At 66.5% G+C, this 26,289-nt stretch carries 21 protein-coding genes; 10 read left to right on the top strand and 11 right to left on the bottom strand.

Annotated elements, in window-relative coordinates; genetic code table 11:
• Nucleotides 1-3 precede the first annotated feature (3 nt).
• Together CHB86_RS16165 and CHB86_RS16160 are read right to left on the bottom strand one after the other, a co-directional pair.
• On the bottom strand, nucleotides 4-1,251 hold the full coding sequence (locus CHB86_RS16165; RefSeq protein ID WP_089234114.1) for a malonyl-CoA decarboxylase: 1,248 nt from the start codon (nucleotides 1,249-1,251) through the stop codon (nucleotides 4-6).
• 69 nt (nucleotides 1,252-1,320) lie between these two features.
• Nucleotides 1,321-1,707 (bottom strand): YciI family protein, encoded by a 387-nt coding sequence (locus CHB86_RS16160; protein ID WP_089234113.1) that lies wholly within the window; start codon nucleotides 1,705-1,707, stop codon nucleotides 1,321-1,323.
• 213 nt (nucleotides 1,708-1,920) lie between these two features.
• Here CHB86_RS16160 and CHB86_RS16155 point away from each other — a divergent pair, with 213 nt between their 5' ends.
• The 8 genes from CHB86_RS16155 to CHB86_RS16120 are packed head-to-tail and all read left to right on the top strand — an operon-like array spanning nucleotide 1,921 to nucleotide 8,669.
• A complete protein-coding gene (locus tag CHB86_RS16155; protein WP_245838018.1) occupies nucleotides 1,921-2,694 on the top strand; it encodes a fumarylacetoacetate hydrolase family protein in 774 nt (257 codons plus the stop codon).
• A complete protein-coding gene (locus CHB86_RS16150) occupies nucleotides 2,691-3,356 on the top strand; it encodes a malonic semialdehyde reductase (protein ID WP_089234111.1) in 666 nt (221 codons plus the stop codon). Before CHB86_RS16155 ends, CHB86_RS16150 begins: the two co-directional genes overlap by 4 nt.
• Before the next feature lie 9 nt (nucleotides 3,357-3,365).
• On the top strand, nucleotides 3,366-3,821 hold the full coding sequence (locus CHB86_RS16145) for an OsmC family protein (protein WP_089234110.1): 456 nt from the start codon (nucleotides 3,366-3,368) through the stop codon (nucleotides 3,819-3,821).
• Between the two features lie 26 nt (nucleotides 3,822-3,847).
• On the top strand, nucleotides 3,848-4,936 hold the full coding sequence (locus CHB86_RS16140) for a C4-dicarboxylate TRAP transporter substrate-binding protein (RefSeq protein ID WP_089234219.1): 1,089 nt from the start codon (nucleotides 3,848-3,850) through the stop codon (nucleotides 4,934-4,936).
• Between the two features lie 25 nt (nucleotides 4,937-4,961).
• Complete coding sequence (locus CHB86_RS16135; protein ID WP_089234109.1) at nucleotides 4,962-5,528, top strand: TRAP transporter small permease subunit; 567 nt, start codon at nucleotides 4,962-4,964, stop codon at nucleotides 5,526-5,528.
• A gap of 5 nt (nucleotides 5,529-5,533) precedes the next feature.
• Nucleotides 5,534-6,832 (top strand): TRAP transporter large permease, encoded by a 1,299-nt coding sequence (locus tag CHB86_RS16130; RefSeq protein WP_245838039.1) that lies wholly within the window; start codon nucleotides 5,534-5,536, stop codon nucleotides 6,830-6,832.
• Nucleotides 6,833-6,845: 13 nt separating this feature from the next.
• A complete protein-coding gene (locus CHB86_RS16125) occupies nucleotides 6,846-7,721 on the top strand; it encodes a dioxygenase family protein (protein ID WP_089234107.1) in 876 nt (291 codons plus the stop codon).
• A gap of 48 nt (nucleotides 7,722-7,769) precedes the next feature.
• Entirely contained in the window at nucleotides 7,770-8,669 is a 900-nt protein-coding gene (locus CHB86_RS16120) for an amidohydrolase family protein (protein WP_089234106.1), read from the top strand.
• 102 nt (nucleotides 8,670-8,771) lie between these two features.
• Here CHB86_RS16120 and CHB86_RS16115 read toward each other — a convergent pair whose 3' ends face one another.
• The 6 genes from CHB86_RS16115 to CHB86_RS16090 all read right to left on the bottom strand — a co-directional run bounded on the left by CHB86_RS16115 (nucleotide 8,772) and on the right by CHB86_RS16090 (nucleotide 15,080).
• On the bottom strand, nucleotides 8,772-9,467 hold the full coding sequence (locus CHB86_RS16115; RefSeq protein ID WP_089234105.1) for a GntR family transcriptional regulator: 696 nt from the start codon (nucleotides 9,465-9,467) through the stop codon (nucleotides 8,772-8,774).
• A gap of 201 nt (nucleotides 9,468-9,668) precedes the next feature.
• On the bottom strand, nucleotides 9,669-10,946 hold the full coding sequence (locus CHB86_RS16110) for an amylo-alpha-1,6-glucosidase (protein ID WP_089234104.1): 1,278 nt from the start codon (nucleotides 10,944-10,946) through the stop codon (nucleotides 9,669-9,671).
• Nucleotides 10,947-10,955: 9 nt separating this feature from the next.
• Entirely contained in the window at nucleotides 10,956-11,999 is a 1,044-nt protein-coding gene (locus CHB86_RS16105; protein WP_089234103.1) for an ABC transporter ATP-binding protein, read from the bottom strand.
• Between the two features lie 31 nt (nucleotides 12,000-12,030).
• Nucleotides 12,031-12,873, bottom strand: coding sequence for a carbohydrate ABC transporter permease (locus CHB86_RS16100; protein ID WP_089234102.1), 843 nt, complete (start codon nucleotides 12,871-12,873; stop codon nucleotides 12,031-12,033).
• Entirely contained in the window at nucleotides 12,870-13,715 is an 846-nt protein-coding gene (locus CHB86_RS16095) for a carbohydrate ABC transporter permease (RefSeq protein WP_089234101.1), read from the bottom strand. Before CHB86_RS16095 ends, CHB86_RS16100 begins: the two co-directional genes overlap by 4 nt.
• 96 nt (nucleotides 13,716-13,811) lie before the next feature.
• Nucleotides 13,812-15,080 carry an ABC transporter substrate-binding protein gene (locus CHB86_RS16090; protein WP_089234100.1) on the bottom strand — a complete coding sequence of 423 codons (1,269 nt, stop codon included), beginning with the start codon at nucleotides 15,078-15,080 and terminating at the stop codon, nucleotides 13,812-13,814.
• A 308-nt stretch (nucleotides 15,081-15,388) separates the two neighbouring features.
• Here CHB86_RS16090 and CHB86_RS16085 point away from each other — a divergent pair, with 308 nt between their 5' ends.
• A complete protein-coding gene (locus CHB86_RS16085; protein WP_089234099.1) occupies nucleotides 15,389-16,411 on the top strand; it encodes a LacI family DNA-binding transcriptional regulator in 1,023 nt (340 codons plus the stop codon).
• Between the two features lie 57 nt (nucleotides 16,412-16,468).
• On the opposite strand, the gene nfsB is transcribed toward CHB86_RS16085, so the two are convergent.
• Nucleotides 16,469-17,137 carry an oxygen-insensitive NAD(P)H nitroreductase gene (nfsB, locus tag CHB86_RS16080; RefSeq protein WP_089234098.1) on the bottom strand — a complete coding sequence of 223 codons (669 nt, stop codon included), beginning with the start codon at nucleotides 17,135-17,137 and terminating at the stop codon, nucleotides 16,469-16,471.
• A gap of 508 nt (nucleotides 17,138-17,645) precedes the next feature.
• On the opposite strand from nfsB, the gene trhA reads away from it, so the two are divergent.
• Nucleotides 17,646-18,317, top strand: a complete 672-nt coding sequence (gene trhA / locus CHB86_RS16075) for a PAQR family membrane homeostasis protein TrhA (protein WP_089234097.1) — start codon at nucleotides 17,646-17,648, stop codon at nucleotides 18,315-18,317.
• A 45-nt stretch (nucleotides 18,318-18,362) separates the two neighbouring features.
• On the opposite strand, the gene CHB86_RS16070 is transcribed toward trhA, so the two are convergent.
• Both CHB86_RS16070 and CHB86_RS16065 read right to left on the bottom strand, forming a co-directional pair.
• On the bottom strand, nucleotides 18,363-21,122 hold the full coding sequence (locus CHB86_RS16070; protein WP_089234096.1) for a sulfide/dihydroorotate dehydrogenase-like FAD/NAD-binding protein: 2,760 nt from the start codon (nucleotides 21,120-21,122) through the stop codon (nucleotides 18,363-18,365).
• Nucleotides 21,119-26,104, bottom strand: a complete 4,986-nt coding sequence (locus tag CHB86_RS16065) for a 2-oxoacid:acceptor oxidoreductase family protein (RefSeq protein ID WP_089234095.1) — start codon at nucleotides 26,102-26,104, stop codon at nucleotides 21,119-21,121. Before CHB86_RS16065 ends, CHB86_RS16070 begins: the two co-directional genes overlap by 4 nt.
• Between the last annotated feature and the right edge of the window lie 185 nt (nucleotides 26,105-26,289).

The following is a 26,289-nucleotide window of genomic DNA, read 5'->3' as shown; positions in this document are numbered from 1 at the left end:
TTCTCAAGCCCTCGATCGGGACAGCGCGTTGGCGAGGGAGACGACGGCAGGGGCTGCGATGACCTCCTGTGTCGTGGCGTATTTTTCGTGGTTCTGCGCGATCTGCGGCAGCTTGTAGAGATAGTTGACCATGGTGCCGCCGGATTGCGCGAGTCCCTTTTCGGACGTGTCGGCATTTGCGTGAACATCATGCACGATGGCGCCGTTGCCAAGGTGGAAGCGCGCCACCGGGTCGACCGGCTGGCCGTCCGCCCGCTTGGCGTTGAGCAGGTAATCGGCGGCGATGCTGCGCATCCGGGCCGCATCGGCGCCGTTCCAGTCGCGCCCCTCGCGCTCCAGCCAGGCGGTCAGGCCGGGAATCGGCGAGAGGGTCACGAAGGTCTTGAGCCCGCCCAGTTCGGCGGCAAGGTCGCGCGCGACCTGCTTGATCAGCGAATTGCCGAAGCTGATGCTGGCCAACCCCGCCTGGCAATTCGAGATCGAGTAGAAGGTCGCCGTGTCGGCGGCCTCGGCGGCCAGCGGTGTGCGGTCTTCGGCCAGCAGCGCCTGCACCGAGCCGGGAATGCCCTGGGTGAGCGCCACCTGGACGAAGATCAGCGGATCGTCCGGCATGGCCGGGTGGAAGAAGGCAAAGCAGCGCCGGTCGCTGGGCTCCAGCCGTCGGCGCAGGTCGGCCCAGCTGTCGATGGCGTGCACGGCCTCGTAGGCAATGATCTTTTCGAGAATGTCCGCCGGGCTCTTCCAGCTGATCGGGCGCAGCACGAGGAACCCGCGGTTGAACCAGGACGAGAAGAGATGCCTGAAGTCGAGGTCGAGCGCCTCCAGCTCCGGCTCGCCACGCCCGAGACGCAGCAGGTCCGCGCGCATCCGCACCAGTTCGGCGGTGGCGCCCGGCACCTGGTTCAGGCGCCGGATCAACTCCTGCCGCCGCGGCTCCGAGGCGGCGATGAAGGCGCGGTAGCTGTCCCGGGAGGGAGCGTGCTCATAGGCGTCGAGCGTGCTGCGAACGGCCTCGGAATCGATGTTCATGTCGGTCGCGATGTGACGGAAAAAGCTGCGCTTTTCGTCGTCCGACATGGCGCGGAACCGGGCGAGGATCTCGGACGCGAGGGCGCGGCCGGAGATCTCGCCTGTCGCTCCGACGAGCGCGCGCGCCAGCTGGTCGGGGCTGCGCCCGTCGCGTCGGCTCGGCACCAGCTCGCGATAGCGGCGTTCGAAGACCGTGGAAAGGAGATCTGCGAGAAGTGTCATGGTGAAACTCCCGGAACTGGGGACAGGGAACGCGAGGCCGAACGGGGCCGGGGCGGGCGCATGACCGGGTTAGCTCAGGCTGACACGCTGACCGGACAGTCCGACCGTGAGCGTCAGGTTGCCTTCGTTTACCAGCCAGCGCCGCAGGTCGAAGCTGCGGGCTCCGGAGGCATGCATCGGATCCGCCTCGGCCAGCGCCCGTGCCGCCTCCAGCGACTCGGCGCGATATATGATCAGCCCTTCGCCTTCGAGCATGTCGCCCGTGGGATCGGAGACCGGCCCGGCGAGCACGAGGGTCCCCGCGGCCTCCTGTCTGGCCTGGTAGGCGAGGTGCTCCGGGAGAATCGCGGCGACCTCCTCGGGCGCTTTCGCAGGGATCGAACGAACGATGAAAAGCTCAAACGCAAGGGCCCCGCGCTCCCGCGCCCGCTGCTTGTAGTCATTCCATGCAGGCATGATTTCCTCCGTATTCTGCTGTCCAATCTTAAAATATCGATTTTAATTGACAACAGGAAATATAATCATCAAAACTCGGGCAAGCAGACAGGAAAGGGAGCGGGGATGCGATTCAGGGTCGGCACAAGCGAGGCGGGCAGTGGGGTTCATCTTGTCCTGGGGGACGAAGCGGTTTGCCTGTCCGGTTTGTCCGGGGCTGTCGGGGCTGATCTGATGGGGTTGGTTCGCGGGGATGTGGATGTCGCCTCCCTGTCGGACGCGATCTCCAGGGCGGATCGGGTTGCGGCCGCGAGCGTCGTGCCGGCTCTGCCGATCGCGCGGCCCGGCAAGGTCGTCTGCCTTGGCCTTAACTACGTCGATCACATCAAGGAAGGCGGCTACGAGGTGCCGGTCTACCCGGCGCTGTTCCTGCGCTGCCAGACCTCGCTGATGGCGGCGGGCGAGCCGATGGTGCGTCCGTCCTGCTCGGAGCGTCTGGACTACGAGGTCGAGCTGATGGTGATCATCGGCAAGGGCGGCAAGCACATCCCGGAGGAAGAGGCTCTGTCGCACGTGTTCGGCTACACGATCTTCAACGACGGCTCGGTGCGGGATTACCAGCGCAAGACGCACCAGTGGACGCCGGGCAAGAACTTCGACGCGACGGGCCCGATCGGGCCGGACGTGGTGACGCCGGACGAGCTGCCCGAGGGGGCGGTGGGCCTGAAGATCGAGAGCCGCGTGGGCGACGAGATCCTGCAGAGCGCGACGACCTCGGACATGCTGTGGTCGGTGGCGCGGACGATCGCGACGGTCTCGGAATATTCCACGCTGGAGCCGGGCGACATGATTGCAATGGGCACGCCGCCGGGAGTCGGCCATGCCAAGACGCCGCCGCGCTGGCTGCGCCCCGGCGAGACGGTCGAAGCGGAGATCGAGGGCATCGGCATCTGCGCCAGCCCGATCGTGGCCGAGGAAGACCTGGCGCGGACGGAGGCAGCCGAGTGAATGCGCTGACCGGACAGGCTTTGGCCCGGGCGCGGGCCGCGGCGCAGGCGCGGGTACGCGAAGTTCGCGCCGCCTGCGAGCGGCTGGACGACGCCGCGATAGACCTGATCCTGCGCGACGCCCGTTCGCACTACGCCTGGACCGATCGCCCGGTGCCGCGCGCGCTGCTGGAGGAGGTCTACGAGATCGCCGCCGGCGGGCCGACCAGCATGAATTGCTGCCCGGCGCGGTTCGTTTTCGTCGAGTCCCCGGAGGCCAAGGAAAAGCTGGCGACATCGCTGAAGGCGAAGAACATCGAGAAGATGATGTCGGCGCCGGTGACGGTGATCATCGCCCATGACCTGGAGTTCTGGACAGAGCTGCCGTTCCTGTTCCCGCACGAGGACCGCCGGCCGCATTTCGAGGGCAAGCCGGCGCATTCGGAGGCCACGGCGTTCCGCAACGGGACGCTGCAGGCGGCCTATTTCATGATCGCCGCGCGGGCCGTGGGCCTCGACACCGGGGCGATGTCGGGCTTTTCCAACGAGATCGTGGACGAGGCGTTCTTCGCCGGCACCACGCTGAGATCCAATTTCCTGCTCAACCTCGGTTACGCGGACGAGACGGCGCTGTTCCAGAAGCTGCCGCGGTTCCCGTTCGACCAGGTCTGCAGCTTCGTCTGAGGGCGCGCGATGGCCATTCGTCAGAAGAGCCAGGTCACGGTCCGGATGCGGGGGACGGCGAGCAGCCATTCCCACGTCGAGGTGGCGGTGCGCGACCTGACGTCCGAGATCGACGAGCCGGTGGAGCGCGGCGGCACCAACCGGGGCTTCTCGCCGACCGAAACGGCCTATGCGGCGCTGATCGGCTGCACCAACACGATCGGCCACAAATGCGCCGACGCGCTCGGGGTGGAGATCGGACAGCTGGGTTTCGAGATGGAGGTCGATTTCGACCGCCGGGGCGTGTTGCTTCAGCAGGAGGTGGCGGTGCCTTTCACCGCGATCCGGCTGCAGGTGACCGCCGACGGCCCGGCCAGCGCGGAGGAGCTGGAGCGGGTGGCTGCGGAGACCGCGAAGTATTGCGCGATCTCCAAACTATTCGAAGGCGCCGGGACGAAACTGGAGATTTGCTGGCGCCGGAGCTGACGCCGAACGTTAAAAAAAGGGAGGACATGATGATCAATTTCCGGACCAAGGCCGCGGCCCTCGGGCTTCTTGCGGCAACTGCCCTGACGACCCCGGCGCTGGCCGCCGAGAAGATCACCGCGGTGGTGATCGACGGCTACCCGGCCAAGGCGCTCTGGGTGCAGGAGATCACCAACTTCTTCATCCCGGAGGTCGACAAGCGCCTGGCGGAGACCGGCAATTACGAGATGGACTGGCAGGAGAGCTATGGCGGCGCCATCGTCAAGCCGCGCGGTGTGCTCGACGGGATCAAGCTGGGGCTGGGCGATATCGGGGTTGTGACCACGATCTTCCACAGTTCCAAGCTGCCCAGCCAGGCGATCTCGGCGGTGACGCCTTTCGTGGCGGCCGACTCCGTGGCGGTGGCCCGGGCGGTCGATGAGATCGCCAAGGAATTCCCGACCATGCAGAAGGAGTTCGATGCGCAGAACCAGGTCTACCTGGCGACCGGCGTAGTCCTGGATTCCTACCAGCTGTTCTCGAAGAACGAGATCGCCTCGCTGAAAGATCTGGAGGGCGCCAAGGTGGCGGGCGCGGGGCTGAACCTGCGCTACCTCGAAGGGATCCCGGATGCGGCCGGCGTGCGCGGCGGGCTGACCGATTTCTACAACATGGTCCAGACCGGCATGACCGATTACGCCATGCTCTGGCCGGAAGCGGCGCAGACCTTCAAGATGGCGGAGGTCGCCCCCTACATGCTGAAGGCAGATCTCGGCGCGGTGAACACCAAGACGATCACGGTCAACAAGGACTACTGGGACGGGCTGCCGGACGAGGTCAAGGGCGTGCTGCGGGAGGTGGCGGTGCTCTATCGCGACCACGTGGCCGGGATCGCGATGGAGCGGGCGGGCGAGAGCCTGGACGCCTATGTCGCCGCTGGCGGCACCATCGTCGAGCTGAGCCCCGAGGACCGCGTAGCCTGGGCCGAGGCGATGCCCAACATCGCGGCGGAATGGGCCAAGGAGCTCGATGATGCCGGCGAGCCGGGCACCGAGATGCTGAACGCCTATCTCGGCAAGCTCCGGGACGCAGGCTATGCGCCGGTCCGCGACTGGGCGGCCGAGCCGACCAACTGATACCTGACAGGCCGGATCCACTCCCATGACGAACGGGACCTTCAAGACCCTCGCGACCGGCCTGTCCAGACTGGCCAGCGGCATCGCCATATCGGCGAATGCCGTTGGCACCATTGTGGTGCTGCTGCTGGTGCTGGTGGTCAATTTCGACGTGATCGCGCGCGGCGTCTTCAACAAGCCCTTCCTCGGCGCGGTCGAGGTGGTGCAATTCTCGATGGTGCTGATCGTGTTCCTGCAATTGCCCGACGTGATCCGGGTCAACCGGCTGACCCGCTCCGACGGGTTCCTGACGGTGCTGGGCAGCCGCTATCCGCGCACCCACAACATCCTGCGCCAGGCGATCAACGCGGTCTCGGCGGTGTTCATGACGCTGATCGCTTTCGCGATCTGGCCCGAGTTCACCGAGATGCTGGAGACGCGGGACTACTTCGGCATCCCCGGCGTGTTCACCGCGCCCTGGTGGCCGATCAAGCTGGTGATCTTTCTCAGCGCCGTGCTCTGCGCGCTGGTGCTGGTGCTGAAGATCGCGCTGCGCGAGGACAATTTCGAGCTGGTGCGCATGCCCGAACATGAAGAAGAGGATCGCTCGTGAGCCCCATGGAGATCGGCCTCGCCTCGGTCGCAGCGATCGTGGTCCTGGTCTATATCGGGGTCTATATCCCCGTCGCGCTCGGCGTCGTCTCTTTTATCTCTATCTGGCTGATGCGGGACAATTTCGATCTGGCGATGAACCTGCTGAAGATCGCCGTGGGCGACAGCGTGATGGAATACACCTTCGCCACGGTGCCGCTGTTCACCTTCATGGGGCTGATCGTCTCGCGGGCCGGGCTTGGGGGCGACATCTACGAGGTGATGAACTCGGGCTTCCGCAAGGTGAAGGGCGGGATCGGCATGGCCACGGTCGGCGCCAACGCGGTCTTCGCAGCCGTCACCGGCTCCTCGATCGCCTCGGCCTCGGTCTTCTCCAAGGTCTCGGTGCCGCAGATGCTCTCCTACGACTACAACCCCCGCTTCGCGGTGGGGGTGGTGGCGGGCTCCTCGGTGCTGGGCATGATCATTCCGCCCTCGGCGATGCTGATCATCTATTCCTTTGTCGCCGAGCAGTCGGTGGGCGACATGTTCCAGGCCGGGATCGTGCCGGGCCTGATGCTGGCCGCGGCCTATGTCGGCTGGATCTGGGTGATGGGCCGCTTCGCGCCAGACTATATCGGCGGCCGGCCCTTCGAGGAGACCGAGTGGCTGAGCTGGCGCGAGATCGCCGACAAGACCCTGCCGATCACCCTGCTGATCGTGGTGGTGCTGGGCGGGATCTACACCGGCTGGCTGAGCCCGGTGGAGGCCGGCGCCAGCGGCTCGGCCCTCGGGCTGATCATCGCCGTGGCACGGCGCCGGATCACGCTCAAAGGCTTCTGGCACGCGCTGCTGGAGACCGGGCACATCACCGCCGCGATCCTGTTCCTGATCACCGCCGCCTCGATCTACAGCCGGATGCTGGGGCTGGCCGGCGTGCCCAACGCGCTCGGCGACTACCTGGAGACGGCACAGTTCAGCTTTTTCTGGGTGATGTTCTTCTATGTCGTGCTGATGATCTTCCTCGGCACGCTGCTGGATACCTCCTCGATCATCCTGATCGTGGTGCCGCTGTTCCTTCCGCTGATCGAACCGATGGGGCTGAGCCTCGTGTGGTTCGGCATCGTCACCGTCGTGGGGGCCGAGATCGGCCTGCTGACACCGCCCCTCGGCATCTCCTGTTTCGTCATCAAGGCCACGCTGAACGACGAACGAATCTCTCTCAAGGACGTCTTCGTCGGGGCATTTCCCTTTGCCGTGGTGATGCTGATCGTCCTGATCCTGCTGATCCGCTTCCCCTCGCTCAGCCTCGCCATCCTGAACTAGAAGGCCCAGCCCCATGCGCAACGTCACCAAGGACAACATCACCGAGGTCTTCGCCGCCTATTTCGGCGAGGACACCGATCCGCGGACCCGGGAGGTGCTGATCGCGCTGGCGCGCCACATCCACGACTTCGCCCGCGAGGTAAACCTGAGCCATGACGAATGGCGCAAGGGGCTGGAATTCCTCGAATGGGCCGGCCGGATCACCACGCCGGAGCGCAACGAGTTCGTGCTTCTGTCGGACGTGTTGGGCCTCAGTTCGCTGGTCGACATGATGCATTCGACGCCCGAGGCGACCTCCTCCTCGGTGCTCGGGCCGTTCCACGTCTCCAACCCGCCGGTGCTGGAGATTGGCGGCGACATGAAGCGTGACTTCGAGGGCGAGGTGCTGCTGGTCGAAGGCCATGTGCGCGATACTGCCGGCAACCCGCTGCCGGGCGCCACGATCGACATCTGGCAGACCGCGCCCAACGGCATGTATTCCAGCCAGGACCCCGACCAGGACATCCATTCCTTCCACGGGCTGATGACCTGCGATGCGTCCGGGCGCTATGCCTTCACCACAGTGCGGCCGGTCAGCTACACCGTGCCCGACGACGGTCCGGTGGGCGAGATCTTGCGCGCCGCCGGCCGCCACCCTTGGCGGCCCTCGCACCTGCATTACATCGTCTCCGCCCCAGGGCACCGGCAGCTCGTCACCGAGGTCTTCCCCGACGACGATCCCTACCTCGACCAAGACACCGTGTTCGGCGTGCGCGACGACCTAGTGATGACTTATGTCCCGCAGCCCGCAGGCTCCTTCCCCAAGGGCTTCGCGCTCTCCGGGCAGGTTGAGGGCGGTTATTCCCGTGTCGATTTCGACCTGATCCTTACCCCGCTGGACGAAGCCTGACAGGGATCGCAGGAGACCCGCACGGACCCGTACGGAAAGGACGACCCCATGCGCTTCCGATCCCTCGCAGGGCTGGCCCTGCCACTCATCCTCGCCGCTGCCTGCGCCCCGGCCGACCCCGTAGACGGCGCGGGGGCGCCGCCGATCGGCGACGCGGTCTCCGAGCTGCCGATCTTCGACGCCCATGTCCATTACAAGGAGCCGGCCTGGGAAGCCTATCCGGTGGAGAGCGTCATCGAGCTGATGGACCGCTCCGGAGTGGCGATGGCGCTGGTCTCCTCGACCCCGGACGAAGGCACGATCATGCTCTGGGAACACGCGCCCAACCGCATCGTGCCGGAGCTGCGCCCCTATCACGGCGACGCCGGCTCCTCCAACTGGACCAAGGCGGAGAGGATGGAGGACTATCTCCGCGCGCGGCTCGAACGCTACCCGCACGAGGGCATCGGCGAGTTTCACATCCACCGGCTCGATACCTCCGACGAAGCGCTCTTCCGCGCGGTGATCGCGATGGCGAAGGCGCGCGACATCCCGCTCCACGTCCATTCCGGCGCCGAGCCCGTGCGCTGGCTCTACAGCCTCGACCCAGAGGTCCGGATCATCTGGGCTCATGCCGGGCTCGGCGAAAGGGCCGACGCGGTCTACGCCCTGATGGCGGATCATCCGACCCTGCTGGCCGACACCTCGCTGCGCGAGCGTGCTATCCTCGGCAGCGGCGACCGGCTGGACCCGCAATGGGAACGCATCCTGCTGACCTTCCAGGACAGGCTGATGGTCGGCAGCGACACCTGGGTCAACGGCCAGTGGGACAATTACGAGGCGATCATCGCCTCCAACCGCGCCTGGCTGTCGAAGCTGCCGCGCGAGGTGGCCGAGAAGATCGCCTATCGCAACGCCGAGCGCATCTTCGGCCGCGAGATATCGATGGAGCAGATCGGCACCCGTTGAGCGCGCGGGCAGGGGGGCTTGCTGCCGGGCGGAGCCCGTGCAGCGGTGGCGCCGCATCCGCGGCGCGGGCCTGCGGCCCAGGTGCAAGAGGTGGAGCTGCGCTCAGTCCCCGGGGGCCTGCTTGCTGAACAGACCGTTCAGGAAGGCCCCGGTCTGACGGTAATGGCTCAGCAGCCGCTCCGCCGCGAGATCGGCGTCCCGGTCCACCGCCGCGTCGAGGATCGCCTGATGCTCGGCCGAGACGTCGCGCTTCTGGTAGTCCAGCGCCTTGCCGGCAAGATACCGGTAGCGGATGTTCAGATCGTAGAGCTGGCTGCAGAATTTCATCAGAATCGGCGAGCGGCAGTTCGACAGCAGCGCCATGTGGAAATCCTTGTGCCGCGCCTCGAATGCCTCCAGATCGCTCCGCCCCTGGCGGACCATCTTGTGATGCGCGAGCACCAGCGCGTCCTCCCATTGCTCGTCGGCCTGGGCGATGCTCTGGCGCAAGGCCATCTCCTCCAGCTCGCAGCGCAGGGTCAGGATTTCCACGAAATTCTCGTGGCTCGTTTCCGCCGCCCGGAACCCGCGTTGATCCAGCCGCTCCACCAGGAGATCCGAGGTCAGAAGGCTCAACGCCTCCCGAACGGGAGAGGCGCCCGTGTCCAGGACCGACCGCAGGCGGTCGATCTTCAGCTTTTCCCCTGGCTGCAACTCGCCGACGACGATCATGCGGCGCAGCGCCAGATAGGCGCGATGCGTCGCCGAGGATTCCTGTGATGCCGCCTCGGCGGGCGTTCTTGATGCTCCATTCTCCATAGATGGGATAATATCGTTTTTTTGTGTCGGGGCAAATGCTCGATGCGGAAGGATCAAGGGCGGAATGATGGAGCCTTGGATGAAATATCGGCCGGTTCCAGAGAAACCGGCCGACCTGCATCTGTCACAAATTCGACAACTTGCCAAATTTTACCATTTTGTCGATGCCGTGGCTCCGTGGGCGGGAAGCCGCGACGCCTGTCAGGCGGCCTCCCTTACCTGGTCAAGGATCTCGAGGACCATCGCGGCTGTCCAGGTGAAATGCGCCCCGCCGCAGGGTTCCGCGGTGATCGGGTCGTAATACTCGGCGAAGCCGCTGCGCTCGATCAGGCGCAGGCTGTCTTCCATGATCCGGGCGACGATCTCCGGCTGGCCGGCGCGGGTGAGACCGTCGGCGATCATGTAGTTGACGATCAGCCAGGCCGGCCCGCGCCAGTAGCGGCGCCCGTCGTAATCCGGAGCGGTGGGGTCGTGGCTTGGGATCAGGTATTCGCAGGATTTCCCCAGTTCCTCGATGCGCCGGGCGATGCCGGCGGCGCGGTGCTCGGGGATGGCGGCGAAGGCCGGGATCAGGCCGCCGACGGACGGGCTCAGGATCGGCGCGCCGATCTTGCGGTCGTAGCAGAGATACTGGCCAAGGTCGTCGCTCCAGAGGCTCTCCAGCGCCGCGACGCCGCGCAGCGCCATCGCGCGGGAGGCAGCGGCGATTTCGGGTTGATCCAGCCGTTCGGCGAGGTCGGCCAGATCCTCGCAGGAGCGGATCAGGATCGCGTTGAACCCGGGGTCGACCACCTGGAACGGCGAGCCGTCGTGCAGCTTGCTGGTGTCCCAGTCGAGCTCCCGGAAGGTCTGGACCAGCTTGATGTAGCGCTCGTATTGCGCGTGGGTCGGCCGGTGATCGGGGTTGGCATGGGTGATGTCGCGGCGCTGGAACGGCTGCACGCCCTCGGTCGAGACCCGGTCGAGCGCGGCGTCCCAGTCGACGGAATTGTCGCGCCCGGATTCCCAGGGGTGGATGATGGCGACGAGCCCGGTGCCCTGCGGATCGCGGGTGCGATAGAACCATTCATGCCAGGCGTGGGCCTTTGGCAGCAGGTCGCGGGCGCGCGACAGGGCGAGGTCCACGTCGCGGGCCTCGTCGACCATGCGGCGGATGGCGAAGCCTGCCACGGGCGGTTGCGTGATGCCGGAGGTCGGCACCGGCCGGCCCGTGCTCCAGACGTCGGGGCCGGGGAAATAGCCCTCGTCGCGCTCGTGGAAGATGATGTGCGGCACCATCCCGTCGTCCCACTGGTGGGCGAAGAGCGTGTCGACCTCGGTCCAGGCGCGGGCCTCGTCGAAATGCTTGAAGCCGAGGGCGCTCAGGGCGCTGTCCCAGTTCCACTGGAACGGGTAGAGGCCGTGGGTGGGAACCGTGTAGCTGCCACGGTCATTGCGGCGGAGCACCTGCTCCGCCTGGTCGATCAGTTTCTGTCTCATGGTGCTTTCTCAGGCGACGGCGAGCGTGGTTTCGGGGTCGAACCAGCGGATGCGATCCGCTTGGGGGGCGAGGGTCAGGCGATCGCCGGGTTTCACGGTCAGGTCGCTGTCGAGCACGGCGCGGAAGGAATGCCCGTCGACCTCGCAGGTGACGAGCAGATGCGCGCCGAGCGGCTCGACGACCTTGGCGGTTGCGGGCAGGCCGCTCTCGGCCGGGCCGAGGTCCTCGGGACGGATCGCGAACTGGAGCTGACTGGCGCCCAGCCTCGGCCCGTCGACCACCTGTCCGGCGACAGTCCACTTGCCGTCGCCCGCCGGCGTCGCGGTCAGGAAGTTCATCGGCGGGTTGCCGATGAAGCCCGCGACGAACTCGGCGGCCGGGTTTCGGTAGACCTCGATCGGGGAGGCGGCCTGCACGATCTTGCCCTTGTGCATGACGCTGATCCGGTCGGCCAGGCTCATCGCCTCAACCTGGTCATGGGTCACGTAGATCGCGGTGGTCTTGCTCTCGGCCAGAACGCCCTTCAGCTCGGCCCGCATCTCGAGCCGCAGCAGCGCGTCGAGGTTGGACAGCGGTTCGTCCATCAGGATCACGTCGGGCTCCATCGCAAGAGCACGGGCCACGGCGACACGCTGGCGCTGGCCGCCCGAAAGCTCGCCCGAGTAGCGCTTGAGCAGCTGCTCGATGTGCATGAGCGTGGCGGTGCGTTCGACCCGGCGCTTGACCTCGTCGTTCGGCAGCTTCTGCATCCGCAGGCCGAAGCCGATGTTCTCGAAGACGGTCAGGTGCGGAAAGACGGCGTAGTTCTGGAACACCATCGCGATGCCGCGATCCTTTGGCGCGAGGTGGTCCACCCGCTTGCCGCCGATCCACACCTCGCCGGTCGTGGCGGTCTCGAGGCCCGCGATGATCCGCAGAAGCGTGGTCTTGCCGCAGCCCGAGGCCCCGAGCAGCACCATGAATTCCTGGTCGTGGATCGTGAGGTTGATGTCGGAGAGCGCCTGGTAGGCGCCGAACTTCTTGGCGACGTTCTTGATCTGGATTTCAGCCATATCTCAGGTTCCTTGTCCGGTCGCGTCCCGCTCAGCGGTTCGCGATGCCCCACATGGCGAAGAGGTATTTGCGCACGGCGAAGATGAAGATCAGCGCCGGCACGACGAGGATGAAGCCACCCGCGAACTTCAGGTGCAGCGGCGCTTCGCCGAGCGTCTGAAGCAGGAAGGCGGTGAGCGTGCGGTTCTCGATGGTCAGCACCGCCGCTGCGAAGACTTCGTTCCACGAGATCACGAAGGCGAAGATCGCCGAGGCGGTGATGCCGGGCAGGATCAGCGGCAGCACGACCTTGGTGAAGGCGGTGTAACGCGTGCAGCCGAGCGTCCAGGCGGCTTCTTCCAGTTCCACGGGGATGCCGGAGAACAGCGAGAAGGTGATGAGCACCGCGAAGGGGATCGCCAGCGTAGTATGCACCAGCGCCAGCCCGAAGGCGGTGTCGTCGAGCCCGGTGCGGATGAACAGCACCGCCAGCGGCAGCGCGAGGAGCGGCAGCGGAAACGCCCGGGTGAGCAGGATCAGCAGCCGGAACAGCTCCTTGCCCCGGAAGTCGAACCGCGACAGCGCATAGCCCGCCGGCGCGCCGATCGTGATCGAGAGCACCATCGTCATCGCGGCGACGACGACAGAGTTCTTGAGCGCGACCAGCATCCCCTCGAACCCGGCAAAGAACTGCAGGCTGCCGAGGTCGAACTCGGGGATGAAGGACTTCGGGAAGCTGTTGACCGTCTCCGGCGAGGAGAGCGTGTTGATCAGCAGCAGGTAGAGCGGGACGATCACCCAGGCGCAGAGCAGCGCGACCGAAGCGGCATAGACGTACTGGCCGGCCTTGCGCGGCGCGGCGGCCGCTTCGGGAAGCGTATCGGTTGCGGTCATATCGTGGCTCCTTTCGGCACGCGCAGGACACGCAGGATGACGAGGGTGAAGGCGATCGAGATGGCCAGCACGATCAGCGCGAGCGCGGCGGCGGCGCGGCCGTTCTGCAGGTCGAACTGGTAGGCATAGATCTCACCCATGAGGACCGGGAACAGCGTTCCGCCCAGGGCGGCGACCACGGCAAAGACCTCGAAGGCGAGCACCACGCGCAGGATCAGCGCGGTCTGCAGCGAGGGCCGCAGCAGCGGCAGGGTGATCCGCAGGAAGCGCTTCCAGGGCGACGCGCCAAAGACCTCGGCTGCCTCGTAATATTCCTTGGGGATCAGGCCGATACCGGCCACGATGATGACCAGCATGATGGCCGTCGCCCGCCAGATCTCGGCCAGGGCGATGGCGAGGAAGACCATGCCGGGGTTCTGGTAGGAGAGCAGGTTCACCGGCTGATCGACAAGGCCGAGCCCGGTCATCATCGAGTTCAGGAAACCCGACTGCTCGAAGATCGCAAGCCAGATGATGCCGGCGGCGAGATCGGAAATCCCCAGCGGGATGGTCCAGACATAGAGCACCAGGTCGCGGCCCCGCTCCATCCGGCTGACCATGGTCGCCATGAGCAAGGCAAGCGCGAGCTGCACGGGCACCACGGCCGCGGCGAGCAGCAGCGTGTTCTGCAGGGAGATGGGAAACTTCCAGTAGGTCACCACGTCCCGGAAATTGTCGAGCGTGAAGCCGGCCCCGTTGCTGAAGGCCTGCTGGGCGACCAGCGCGAAGGGATAGAGGAAGAACAGGCAGAGAAAGAGAGTGACTGGCAATATCAACAGATAGGGTAGAATCCGAGGCGACATCGAACTGCTCCCTTTCTGACGCCGCGAGGCGCCGGATGGAATTTTCGGTGGGATCCGGACGGCGCGTGGCCGTCCGGAGGGGAAAAGGGCCGGTGGTTACTCGACCGGGCAGGCGCCGTCGGAGGGCGCATCCGGGGCCCAGCAGGGCGCGCCGGTCTCTTCCATGATCGCCATCAGCTGCTTCTTCTGGTCCTCGAGGACCTGTTCGATCGGCTGGCCGGCCAGCACGATGCGCTCGAAGGTGTCGACGTAGATCCGGCTGAAGTCGCCGCTCTTTTCGCCGAGGCCGGAGGGCAGCATGCCCGGGTTGGCATCGGGCGAGGCGCTCATCTTGGCGACGGCGGCGCCGGCGGCCTTGACCGAGGGGGGCATGTCGTCGGGCAGCTCCGCCTCGACCACCGGGAAGAAGTTGGTGGCCCGCAGCGTCGCGATCTGGGTCTCGGGCTGCATCAGGTATTTGACCAGCTCCTTGGCGGCGTCCATGTCCGGCGCGGTGGACGGAATGGCGATGCCTGCCAGCACCGGCATGAAGCCGCGGCCGGTCGGGCCGGCGGGGGCCGGGAATGCGACGAAATCGTCGGGCCGGTCATTGAAGGCCTGGGCAAGGCGCGAGGTGTGGTCGAACACGATCCAGGCGTCTCCCGACAGCAGCTGTTCCTGCATAAAGGAGAAGTTGGTCGAGGCCGGGTTGGTGTGCTCCCAGAGTTCCAGGAACTTCTGCCAGGCCGTCACCGCCTCGGGCGAGGCGAAGGTGCGGACCACGCCGTTGGTGAAGGACGGATAGAGATAGCCCTGGAAGAACCGGTGCTTCAGCCCCTTGGGGCCGGCCGGGAAGCCGAACTTGGGCTGGCCGACGCCCTCGTGCACGTTGGCGGCCCATTCGATCAGCTGGTCATAGGTCAGCGCGTCGATATCGGCGCCCTCGGGCAGGTACTGCAGCGCTTCCTTGTTGGCGGCCATGATGTAGCTGGCCTGCATCCAGGGCAGGAACTGCATGCTGTCGGTGCCGAGCATGGCCAGCGAGTTGTAGGTGTCGCTGGTCGACTTCACGCCGAGCTCGTCGAGGTCGACAAGGGTCTCGGGGTCGATCGCCGCGAAGTTGCCTTCGAGCGCGCCCAGAACGCCGATCGAGCCGGAACCGGCCTGAATCTCGGCCTGCAGGCGGGTCAGCCAGGGGCCTTCCTCGTTGGGCTGGTAGTCCACGCCGTCGGCGAAACCGGCGAGCACGTTCTCGCGCATCGCCTGCGCTTCCTCGACCGGACGCGCCTGGGTCGACCAGAACAGCACCTCGGCCTGGGCGGCGACGCCGGTGCAGAGAACGGCCAGTCCGGAGACGGCGCCTGCGAGATTGAGTCTCAGGGTCATGTATTCCTCCCGAATTCCATTGTGCGACGGCCGGACCTCCTTCCGGCTGCCGATCCTTCTGGCGGGGTTTCTCGTCTGGGCGGGCCCGTTGCGTCACCCCGCGAGACGGGGCATCGCGCATGGACGGATGCCTGATCCCCGTGCGGATGGCGTCACGATGCTACAACGTTATATCTCCGGTCAATGATTCTCTTCGTCGCTGCGGCGCAGAATTATTGGAATCGCAACGAACCGACCGAGTGGACTTGTCAGAAAATGGGTCAGAAGATAGATTTTCCGATGAAACGTTATATCAAGGCTGCTGCATCATGGCGAACAAGCCGACCCTCGAAACCGTGGCCAAGGAGGCGGGTGTCTCCATTCCCACCGTGAGCCAGGTGATGCGCGGCACCGGGCGGATCTCGGAAAAGACCCGCAAGAAGGTCCTGCAGGCGGCCAAGAAGCTCCACTACGTTCCGGATGCCCGCGCCGCGGCCATGCGCTCCGGCCAGAGCCGGGAGATCGGGTTCGTCATCAACCAGTTCGCCAACCCGTTCAACGCGGAGGTCGTGAGCGGCGCCGTCGATTTGCTGGAAGAGGAGGGGTATCTCGTCTCCATCCTCGATACCCGCGACGATGCCGAACGCCAGGGCCGGCAGCTGGAGGCCTTCATCCGAAACCGCCGTGGTGGGCTGCTCTGGGTGCCGGCGCTGGCGACCTCGGAGCGGACGCTCGACCTGCTCACCGCTCATGCCGTCCCGACCGTGACCTTCCTGCGTCCGGCGAGCCGGGAGCTCGATCATGTGGGCATCCGCAACGCCGAAGCCACGGCCATCGCAACCGGCTACCTCGCCGATCTCGGGCATCGGCATATCGCCTACCTCGGTGGCACCGACATGACCTATGTCCGGCAGGAACGGATTACCGGTTATGAGCGAACGATGCAGGAGCGCGGGCTCGGGCCGGTGATCGTCTGGCCCTCGGCCGACACGAAAAAGGCTGCTCGGGAGGCCATTTCGGAGCTTTTGCGCGCGCATCCCGCGATCACGGCAGTCGTGTGCAATGGAGACATGGTCGCGCTCGGCGCATGCCTCGGCCTGGCGCGCGAAGGGCTGCGGCCGGGGCACGACGTGTCGGTGGTCGGCTTCGATGACATCGAAGATGCGGCGGTCGCCACGCCGGCGCTGACGACGATGGCGGTCTCGCCGAAAAAACTCGGCCGGGTGCTGGCGCGGGTGCTGTTGCAACGGATCAAGGATCCGAGCACGCCGCCGACCGTTTCCGAGATCTCGGCCGAGCTGATCGTCCGCGACACTGCAGGCCCGCCGGTGGCGGAGCGGCCTGGTGGCTGAAATGCGCGCTAGCCCGGAGGGATGCGCAGCCGACTGCGCATCCCGGTTCGTGGAGGGTCAGACCTCGGTGAGGATGTCTCCATAGGTCAGGCGGGACTTGGGCAGGGCGCCGTTGTAGTCGCCTTCCGGGTCGGAATAGCCGATCGGCACCACGAAGAGGCTCTGGTAACCCATTTCCTTCAAACCGAATTCCGCGTCGAGCACGTCGGTGTCGACACCTTCCATCGGGGTCGCATCGATGCCGAGCGCCGCCACGCCGAGCAGGAACTGGCCGAGGTTGATGTAGACCTGGCGCGCCATCCATTCGGCACCGTCGTCGAGTTGCTTCTGGTGGATGTCGACGAACATCGAGCGGCCCTTGTGCATCGCGGGCTTGAACTCTTCGGGGTTGCCGGCAAACCGGCCGTCGGCCTCTTCCTGCGCCAGGACGCGCAGAAGGTAGTCCTCGTCGGCCTCGATACGGCTCGCGAAAACAACGACATGCGAGGCGTTGCGGATCGCGGGCAGGTTGAACGGGTATTTCTCCGCCGCCGATCGCGCGACGCGCTCCTTGCCCTCGGGCGTGGAGGCGATGACGAAGTGCCAGGGCTGCAGGTTCGTCGAGGAGGGGGAGAAGCGCAGCAGTTCGCGCACCTGTTCCATGTCCTCGTCGGAGATCCGGCGGTCCGGCGCATAAGCCTTGGCGGTGTGGCGCTTGCGGGCGAAATCGGTGATGTGGATGGTCATCTGTCCTGTCTTCCTTGTGTCTTGCGTGCCGGTTGGGGTCAGCCAATCCGGCGCGGTAGGCTGCGGGTGAATTCGAAACCCGCGCGCTCCGTTGCCGCCATGTAGGCGGGGAGATGCGGCGCGGGTCTTAGGTGTCCCGATGCGGGCCGTAGGTGGCTCAACCTGCTTCGGCGCGGGTGGCGGGGATCAGCTCGAACAGGTCCGACTTCACGAACTCGATCTGGTCCGGCCTGGCGAGGATCTGTGCGACGATGGTCAGGTTGGGCATCTGCGGCTCCTGTCTGGTACTGGAGCCGAGATAACTTCCCGTCCTGGCGGGAAAAACGGGCGAGATCGGGAAAGACAATCCGGAAAACCGGTATAATGCGGCGGGAGCGTCATCTGCACCCATGGCAGGGAAGCTTAGCCCGCCTCGTCGCCATGCAGGTCAATCCCAATCCCGTGAGGTCGGCTCTGCAGGCCGGCTGCGGCATTGCCAGGTGGCCGCCGCATCCGTACCCTTCGAGACATGCTACCAGCCTCGACCATCCGTCCGGCCTACAGCCGCGCCGAACGCATCAGCGACGGCGTCGTCCATGTCGTCGGCATCGGGCTTGCGGTGATCGTGGTGCCGATGCTGATCGGGGCGACCGTCCTGCTGGAGCTCGACCGTGCGGCGATCGTCGGAGTCAGCATCTACGGCGCGGCGCTGATCGTCATGCTGACCTTCTCGGCGCTCTACAACATGATCGAAAGCGCGCGCTGGACCGGGCTGCTCAGGCGGCTCGATCATACCGGGATTTACGTCAAGATCGCAGGCACCTACACGCCGTTTCTCATGTTGACCGGGAGCCAGCCGGTCGGTCTGATGGCCGGCCTCTGGGGCACGGCGACCTTCGGCTCAGCCCTCAAGTTCCTCGCGCCGGGGCGGTTCCGCTGGCTCTCGCTGGTGCTCTATCTCGGCATGGGCTGGGCGGCGGTCTTTGCCGGGCGTCCGATGCTGGAGGCGCTCCCGGGCCCGGTCGTGGCCCTGATGGCCGCGGGGGGCATCACCTATACGCTGGGCGTGGTCTTCCACCTGCGCGACCGCATGGTGTTCCACAACACGATCTGGCACGTCTTCGTGCTTGCCGGCAGCATCCTGTTCTTCGCTGCAGTCGCCACCCAGGTATTCGCAAAGGCGGCACTGGCTGCTTCCTGAGTGCAAACGCGGCGCCCGCGGAATCCGCAGGCGCCGGTTTTCGCGTCAGAGCCCGTGCGCCTCGAGGCTGCGCACTTCCTGTGCCTTGAACTGGCCGAAGCGGGGCAGGAACTTGTCCCATTCGACGGTATGCGCGTCGAATTCCGGCCCGTCGATACAGGCGTGGCGCCGGATCTGCTTGCCGTCCTCGACCACCGGCACCATGCAGGCGCCGCACATGCCGGTGGCGTCGACCATGATCGAGTTGAGGCTGACCACCGTGGGCACGCCATAGGGCTGCGTCAGGTCGCTGACCGCGCGCATCATCATCGGCGGGCCGACCGAGATCACTTCGGCGATCTTGCGGCCGTTCGACGACGCGCCGGCCTTCAGCATTTCCTCGAGCGGCGTGGTGACGAAGCCCTTGATCCCGAAGGTGCCGTCGTTGGAGGTGTAGATCACCTTCAGCTGGTCGCCGAAGCGGGCCTTGAGCTGCCCCATGCGCTCGTCGTCCCCGGTCCAGAACAGGTGTCCGGCGGAACGGAAGCCGACGATCATCGTCACGTGGTTTCCGGCCAGCAGATGCGCCTTGGCGATCGGGTAGATCGCGGGCAGGCCAACGCCGCCCGCGGTGAACACGACGGTCTGGTCGGGCCCGTAGCCGTGCACGGCGCTCGGCCGCCCGAGCGGGCCGGCGATCCCGGCAAAGGCATCGCCCACCGCCATGCGGTTCATCAGCCGGGTCGAGGTGCCCATGCCCTGGATCACCAGGTCGATGGTGCCCGCCTCGACGTCCCAGTCGGCCAGCGTGAGCGGGATCAGCTCGCCGTCCTGGCTCGCCAGCACCCGGACGAACTGCCCGGCCTTCGCGGCCTGGGCCACCACCGGCGCCCGCACCGTCATCTCGACGATGCCCTCGGCAAGCTCGGCGTGGCGCGTGATGGACTGCCGCTCCTGACCGAGATCGGTGTAATGGGCGGCCTTGCCGACCATCTCCCTGATCTCGTCGGCCGAGAAGGGGATGTCCCCCACGATCTCGCGCGCCGCCGCCTGACCGTCGCCCGCCGCGAGGATCGCGGTGGAGCCGCCGCGGGCCGCGTCGCCGCCGGTGTAGACGTCGCGGATGGAGGTCTCCTGGCTGCCGGTCTCGACCTCGATCGTGCCCCACTTGCTGAGCTTCAGTCCGGGCTCGGACTCGGGGATGATCGGGTTCGACTTGTTGCCGAGCGCCATGATCACAAGGTCCGCCGGCATCTCGATGGTCTCGCCGGTGGGAACCGGCCGGCGACGGCCGGACGCGTCGGGCTCGCCCAGCTCGTTCACGTCGACGATGGCGTGGGTCACGAAATGGGTGTGGCTGTCGCCCACGAATTCGCGCGGCCCCCGCAGCTCGGCGACCTCGATCCCTTCTTCCAGCGCGTGGTGCAGCTCTTCCACCCGAGCCGGCATCTCGGCCTTGGTGCGCCGGTAGACGATGGTGACCTTGCCGCCCAGCCGCCGCGCGGTGCGAGCGGCGTCCATCGCTGTGTTGCCGCCGCCGACGATCAGCACGTGCTTGCCGGCGACCTCGGGCAGGGGCGTCTCGTAGGCCGGATCGCGCCCGCGCATCAGGTTGACGCGGGTCAGGAACTCGTTGGCCGACATGACGCCGAGCAGGTGCTCGCCCGGCACGTTCATGAAGGTCGGCAGGCCGGCGCCGGAGCCCACGAAGATCTTCCAGAACCCGGCGGCCTTGAGGTCGTCGAGCGTGGCCGACTTGCCGACCACGAAGTTCTTCACGAAGCGCCCGCCGAGCGCGTCGATCTTCTGCACCACGTCGTCGATCAGCGTGTTGGGCAGGCGGAATTCCGGGATGCCGTAGCGCAGAACGCCGCCCAGCTCGTGGAACGCCTCGAAGACGGTGACGGGGAAGCCCTCCGCCGCCAGCAGGTAGGCGTTGATCAGGCCCGAGGGGCCGGAGCCCACGACCGCGATCGGCGGCTTGGCGGCGACGGCCCAGGGGCTGACGTGACCCGCGAGGCGCTTCAGGCGGTCGGGATCGGCGAGCTTTTCGTGCTCGGGCAGGTACCACTCGATCTGCCCGATCTCGATCGGCCGCTTGGTGTGCTTGCAGACGCCCTGACACTGGTGCTCCTGCGGGCAGACGCGGCCTGTGACGTTGGGCAGCGGGTTGCAGCTCTCGATCAGTTCCAGCGCCTGCCGGATCTTGCCGTTGCCGATCAGGTCCAGCATCTCGGGGATGTGGATCTTGACCGGGCAGCCGCCGAGCTTCTTCGCCTCCTTCTCGCGGATCTTCTCCTTGAGCACGCCCAGTTCGCAGGGCCGGTCCTCGCATTGCTTGTCGCGCAGAGCTTCCAGCCAGACGATCAGGTCGACCTCGCGCAGGCTGTAGCCGAGGCTGCGATAGCCGAGGTACCCCTGGTTCACGAGCTCGAAATCCTCGCTGCGATCCTCGGGCGCGCGGACGTAGGGCGGGATGTAGCTCTCCGCCGGCCAGCCCTCGGACAGCCCCTTGAACATCGGGTAGCGTCCGGAAAGGTGGGTATCGAGCGCCTTGATGAACCGCCGCTTGTACTTGAGCGGCAGGTCCCAGATGAACCGCTGCAGCAGCGTGCTCATCTGATCGCCCCGCAGCAGCAGGTTCCACAGGACGCCGATGAACTTCTCGCCGATCTCCTCCTGGCGGAACTCCCAGGCGATGGCCTGGGTGCCGTCGGCGATGAAGACGTTGCGCAGCGAGCGCGGGTCGGCGGCGAGGTGCTTCTTGAGGACTTCGAGCTGCTGCTGGAACAGCTCGTCGCCCGGTTCGACGATGGGCGCGTTCATCGGATGATCTCCGAGTCGCAATTGGCCGCGACCTTGGCGATCCGTGCCCGGAGCTGGTCGGTCATCTCGACCTTCTCGAGCGCGCCGGGGATGGTGTGCGCCACCTCCTTCGCCTGACCGTCGACAACGATCTTGATCTTCGCGAAGAGCTCGGGGATCTCCTGGTAGCAGGTCTTGCAGTCGGAGCAGAGCGGCACATCCTCTTCGTGGATATGCGGGATCTCCGATCCGCCCGCCGCCGGGGGTGGGGCGGCCGCCGGTGCGGAGGTGCCGCCGACAGGCGCCAGTGCGCCGGCCGCGCCGATGGCCGCGGGCGCGCCGGAGGCCGCCGCCAGCTCGCTCATGCCGCGGGCGATGCTGTCCATCGTCTCTTCCTGCGCCGCCACGGCCTCATCGTACCGCTGCTGGAGCGCCGCGATCTCGGAATGGTGGTCGGCGTCGAGCCGCTCCACGTCGAGCCCGGCAAGGTGCTGCAGGGTCCGCCAGTTGCGGCGGCGTTCCTCGACGAGGTGCACGACGGTGGTGCCCACCTCCAGCCGCACCAGCCGCTTCTGGGCGTCGGTGGCGTAGACGAAGGGCGACTTGCCGATCCGTTCGGCCGGCGGCAGGTCGATATAGGCCTCGACCGGCACCGCGTCCGCGCCATCCGGCAGCGGGCGGAACTGCTTCTTGAAACGGGTCTCCTCGAAGGCGAAATTGGCCGGGGTGAGCGGCACGTCCATCAGCTTGAGCGCACCGTCCTCCACGTATTCCAGCGTCGTCATCGCCCAGTCGCGATCCATCGCCGGGTTGCCGTCGAGCGAGAACCGTTCCTCGAGCGAGGCGCCGGCATCGGGGTCGTGGACGAAGACCGGGCTGACCCGGGCCTCGACCGCGAGGCGCGCCCGCTGGCTGGCCGCGGAGTCGGCGATGCCGTGTTCGGCCTGGCAGGGGGCGTAGATGTCGAGCACCGCCGGCGAGGAGCTGTGCTCCAGATAGGCGATCAGGTTCTTCAGGAAGTGGCCGGGCATCGAGGTCGTGCTCTGCACCACGAAGACGCCGGGGTGGAAGGCGGCGATCAGGCCGAGTTCCTTGCGGTCCTCCTGCTTGCCGGCCAGCGCCGGGCCGAAGCGGCTCAGGTCGCTGTCCTGCCCGGACAGGCTGGCGGTGGAGGTCTGGCCGCCGGTGTTGGAATAGACGCCCGAGTTGAGCACCATCACCTTGACCGGCGTGTTTGATGCCAGCAGCCGCGACAGCGCGCCGAAGCCGATGTCATAGGCCGCGCCATCGCCCGAGATGTTGAGCACCGTCGGCAGGATCGCCCGTTCCTCCGGGCCGAAGTCGCTCCAGCCGAAGTTGCGGAAATAGGCGTCGTCGGTTGCCGGGTCGTAGGCGTCGGCCAGTTCCAGCCTGGCGACGCGCAGCGCCTTGAAATCGACCGCCGCGGTGGCCGTCAGCCCCTCGAAAATCCCCTTGCTGAGCGCGGGCCCGTCCTGGAACAGGCTGTTCACCCAGGGATCGTTGTAGGGGTTGTAGGGGAAGGTCGAGGCGTAGACCGAGCTGCAGCCGGTGGCGTTGGCCACCACCATCGCGGCCGGCCCGTTGCCGGTCGGCCCGCCCTCCATCAGGAACAGCCGCTTTTCGAGCACGTCGATCGCGGAGCCGATGCGGGCGCTGCGGGCGGCATCCTCTGCCACCTCGTCCAGCTTGGCGCGCAGCGCGTCGATCAGCTGTTCGAGTTCACGCGTGTGGCTCTTGCGGCGGCGGTCATGCAGCGCGTGACCGGCCGAGACGACCTGCCGGATCGCGGTCACCTCGCCACAACCGCGGCAGGCGCCGTGGCCGCCGGTGGTCGAATAGTAGGTATCGCGGTCGAGCATGATGCGCTTGATGTCGCCCTCGGGCTCGAAGGCGGAGTCGAAGAAGCGCGATGGCGTGTTCGGCGTCTTCGACAGGAACTCGAACTCGGATTGCAACTTCTGAAGAAGCGGCTGGTCCTGTTCGGCCTTGGTCAGCGCGCCGGGGCCGCAGACCTCGATGCATTCGAGGCAGCCGGAGCATTTCCACGGGTCCACGACCACGGTGAACAGCCCGCCGGAGCCGGCGCGTTCCTTCTCCATCGCGTCGAAGAAGGGCCGGGTGCGGGAGACGGGCAGGGCGGAAGCCGCCTGTGCCAGTTTCTCCAGGTTGTTGCGGACGACAGGGCTCTCCACGTCGAGCGACTGCACGGCCTCGGCCACCAGAATCCCGAAGGCCTTGGTCTCCTTGCTCTCGGCATAGGCCGCGCGGACAGCGGCGCCGATGCCCGGCAGCAGGCCACGCAGGATCTCGCGCTGGCCGGAGGGTACGTCGATCTCCTTGAGCGCGGTGCCCAGCATGTCGCCGATGTCGATCACCGTGGCCGGGATCGCGGCGTCCGGGCAGACCATGGAGCATTCGAGACAGCCGGTGCAGAGGCTGGCGTCGAACACAGGCACCTCGCGGCGGAACATGCCCTTGTCGCGCGCGGCGGCGGTGCCGGACGGCATGAACATGCCGGTCCCCGGCAGCACCGGCGCCTCGCCGATGGTGCCTTCGCGGAAGGGCCGGGCGACGGTTTCCTCGAAATACTCGTGGTCGAAGAGGCCGGTCGGCGAGGCGTCCTGCTGGATGCGGCACATCGAGGCCGAGATCGCCGGCGCGAAGGCCGGCTCGGAATCAGCCGCCTCGGTCACCGCGGCGAATTCGGGTGCGGTGTAGTCGAGCGCCACCGTCGCCTCCAGCCCGTCACGGATCACCGCCATGTTGCCATCGACGATGGCCTGGCCCTTGGCGCCGAACTTCTTGGCGATCTGGCTGCGGATCTTGTCCAGCACGGCCTCGCGGTCGGCGCCCTGGGTGATGCGCTCCACGTTGCCGCAGACCGCGCCGATGAAGGCAATGCCCATCATGCGCGTCTCGAGCTCGGCCGAGGGGGCGTGCTTGCGGGCGATGGCAAAACCGTCCAGCACGAAGAAACGGATCTTGCGGCGGACGATGTAGGCGCGCATCGCGGCCGGAAGGTCCTTCCAGACCTCGAGCGGCGAGAGGCTCGACTGCAGAATGAAAGTGCCGCCCTCGATCAGCCCGCGCAGCGGGTTGGAGTGCTGGAACACCCGGTGGTCGGGCGAAACCACGACCTCGACATCCTCGAGATCGGCATTGGTGATCTTCACCGGCTCGGGGCTGAGGGTGATGTAGTAGTTGGTCGGCGCGCCGGACTTCTCGGAGCCGTACTTGGGCGCCGCCTTGGAATGCAGCCTGAGCGCATTGGCCAAGATGTCGGTCAGCAGCTTGCCGGTGGCGATTGTGCCGTAGCCGCCGACGGAGTGGAAGCGGATGCGCAGCGCGCCCTCGGGCAGGAGCTGCGGGTTGGGCTTGGTCTCCAGCGCCATCAGCTCGGTTTCGGGATAGGCCGCGCGCAGCCTGTCCTGCAGCTCGGCGAGCTGCGGGCTCGGGTCCTTGGCGAAGAACTGGCTGCCGAGATAGACGAAGGGCGCGTTGGCCTCGTCCATGTTGTCGAAGGCCGCGATCAGGTGGCGCGGCTGCAGGTCGTGCGCGCCGAGCCCGAAGATTGCCGTGGTCAGCCGCGGCAGCTTGCTGAGTGCCGGGATGCCCGGGTAGCGCTCGCCATCGGCATTCTCGACCGCCTTGACCAGCGCCTGGTTGACGAGGCTAGTCAGCGCGGTGACGTCGGAGCGTTCCAGCACCGTGACCGCCTTCTTGCCGGCAAGGGCCGCCACCAGCTCGGCCTCGGGGAAGGGCTGGAGCATCTTGATCGAGATCACGCCGACCTTGCGGCCCTGGCGGCGCAGGTGGGCGGCCACAGCCTCGGCGTCGTCGGTGACGGAGCCGAGCCCGACGAGGACGGTTTCCGCGTCGTCGCATTCATAGGTCATGACGGGGGCGTAGTCGCGCCCGGTCAGGGCCGAGTATTCTTCCATCGCCTCGCGGACGAAACGCGGCACCTCGCGGACGAAGTGGGTGCGGTGGTCGACCGCGCCGGCCTGGAAGTCCGGCTGGTTCTGCACGCCGCCCGTGAGGCCGGGGTTGTGCACGTCCACCTGGGCCGGAACCCGCTGCCGGGTGCCCTTGGCATGGGCGTTGACCCATTGCCGCCGCCACTGGGCATGCAGCTCCTGCGGCAGCCGGTCGAGCGTCTGGCCGACCATCTCGCCCGAGGCATCGCCCTCCACGGCGTCGGCATTGGCGTCGAGAAAGTCGATCAGCGCCGCGTAGTCGGCCTGCTCCATGTCGCTGCTGTGGCGGCCGAGGTAACGCTTGAGGTGGAAGACGCGGCCCTTGGCGCCATAGAGCATTTCCTGCGCCACGGTCGGGCAGGGGATACGGTCGGTCGGATCGCCGAGGAACCGCTCGAGCAGCGCGTCCTCTGGCATCATCACCTCGCTCATCATGTGGCTGGTGACGAAGCCGTCCATCGCGTTGGCGACCGGGATCATCGACATCGCGCTGACCTTGTAGGAGATCGCGGCGAGGTCGGCGGCCTCCTGCGGGTTGGAGCCGAACAGGATCGTGTAGCCGGAGGGCAGCAATGCATAGACGTCGTCATGGCCGGCCATCACGTTGAGCGAATGGCGCGAGACGGAGCGTGCGGCGACCTGGAGCACGAACCCGCCGACCTTCTTGCCGACGGTCACGTAATGCGACTCGATCCCGTAGAGGATGCCCTGGCTCGACGACGCGTTGGAGATGTACTGCCCGCCGGTCAGCGCCGCGCCGAGCGCGCCCGATTGCGCCGAATGCTCGCCCTCTGGCTCGAAGAAGAACGGATGCCGCCCCCAGATGTTCATCCCGCCACCGGCGCGGAACGCCTCGTAAAGCTCGGCTATCTCAGTCGAAGGGGTGATCGGATATCCGATCACCCCTCCACAGACCTGGCCCATTACCTGGGCGATTGCGCCGTTGCCATGAATGACTGTCGATACGCCCGGAAACTCCGGGGGGGTCTGTGCGGTGTCTTTCATTTCTTCCACCAAATGTCAGCTGGTGGTCATGTAATCGATTTCACAGCCACCAATAATGCAGCCAAAGCGCACATGTGGCATCTCGCCACCAAGGCGGGGCGCAGTGTCGCACCATCGATCCTACGGGCCGTGGCCCTTGCCAGCAAGGATTTTGGGGAGGGGGATGGCTCCGGGTCTGCCCCTGT

Origin of the sequence: Tropicimonas sediminicola, assembly GCF_900188335.1 — a bacterium.
Classification (GTDB): Bacteria; Pseudomonadota; Alphaproteobacteria; order Rhodobacterales; family Rhodobacteraceae; genus Tropicimonas; species Tropicimonas sediminicola.
This window is presented reverse-complemented; position numbering and strand designations above follow the sequence as displayed.

Bases quoted from the DNA above. Each gene is read 5' to 3' on its own strand.
- nfsB (WP_089234098.1), bottom strand. From the start codon at position 17,137: ATGACCATCCACATCACCGATTTCGCCCGCAAGCGCCACACCGCCAAG.
- CHB86_RS16070 (WP_089234096.1), bottom strand. From the start codon at position 21,122: ATGAACGCGCCCATCGTCGAACCGGGCGACGAGCTGTTCCAGCAGCAG.
- CHB86_RS16160 (WP_089234113.1), bottom strand. From the start codon at position 1,707: ATGCCTGCATGGAATGACTACAAGCAGCGGGCGCGGGAGCGCGGGGCC.
- CHB86_RS16135 (WP_089234109.1), top strand. From the start codon at position 4,962: ATGACGAACGGGACCTTCAAGACCCTCGCGACCGGCCTGTCCAGACTG.
- CHB86_RS16110 (WP_089234104.1), bottom strand. From the start codon at position 10,946: ATGAGACAGAAACTGATCGACCAGGCGGAGCAGGTGCTCCGCCGCAAT.
- CHB86_RS16145 (WP_089234110.1), top strand. From the start codon at position 3,366: ATGGCCATTCGTCAGAAGAGCCAGGTCACGGTCCGGATGCGGGGGACG.
- CHB86_RS16065 (WP_089234095.1), bottom strand. From the start codon at position 26,104: ATGAAAGACACCGCACAGACCCCCCCGGAGTTTCCGGGCGTATCGACA.
- CHB86_RS16090 (WP_089234100.1), bottom strand. From the start codon at position 15,080: ATGACCCTGAGACTCAATCTCGCAGGCGCCGTCTCCGGACTGGCCGTT.
- CHB86_RS16130 (WP_245838039.1), top strand. From the start codon at position 5,534: ATGGAGATCGGCCTCGCCTCGGTCGCAGCGATCGTGGTCCTGGTCTAT.
- trhA (WP_089234097.1), top strand. From the start codon at position 17,646: ATGCTACCAGCCTCGACCATCCGTCCGGCCTACAGCCGCGCCGAACGC.
- CHB86_RS16105 (WP_089234103.1), bottom strand. From the start codon at position 11,999: ATGGCTGAAATCCAGATCAAGAACGTCGCCAAGAAGTTCGGCGCCTAC.
- CHB86_RS16095 (WP_089234101.1), bottom strand. From the start codon at position 13,715: ATGTCGCCTCGGATTCTACCCTATCTGTTGATATTGCCAGTCACTCTC.
- CHB86_RS16155 (WP_245838018.1), top strand. From the start codon at position 1,921: ATGGGGTTGGTTCGCGGGGATGTGGATGTCGCCTCCCTGTCGGACGCG.
- CHB86_RS16085 (WP_089234099.1), top strand. From the start codon at position 15,389: ATGGCGAACAAGCCGACCCTCGAAACCGTGGCCAAGGAGGCGGGTGTC.
- CHB86_RS16165 (WP_089234114.1), bottom strand. From the start codon at position 1,251: ATGACACTTCTCGCAGATCTCCTTTCCACGGTCTTCGAACGCCGCTAT.
- CHB86_RS16125 (WP_089234107.1), top strand. From the start codon at position 6,846: ATGCGCAACGTCACCAAGGACAACATCACCGAGGTCTTCGCCGCCTAT.
- CHB86_RS16100 (WP_089234102.1), bottom strand. From the start codon at position 12,873: ATGACCGCAACCGATACGCTTCCCGAAGCGGCCGCCGCGCCGCGCAAG.
- CHB86_RS16120 (WP_089234106.1), top strand. From the start codon at position 7,770: ATGCGCTTCCGATCCCTCGCAGGGCTGGCCCTGCCACTCATCCTCGCC.
- CHB86_RS16115 (WP_089234105.1), bottom strand. From the start codon at position 9,467: ATGGAGAATGGAGCATCAAGAACGCCCGCCGAGGCGGCATCACAGGAA.
- CHB86_RS16140 (WP_089234219.1), top strand. From the start codon at position 3,848: ATGATGATCAATTTCCGGACCAAGGCCGCGGCCCTCGGGCTTCTTGCG.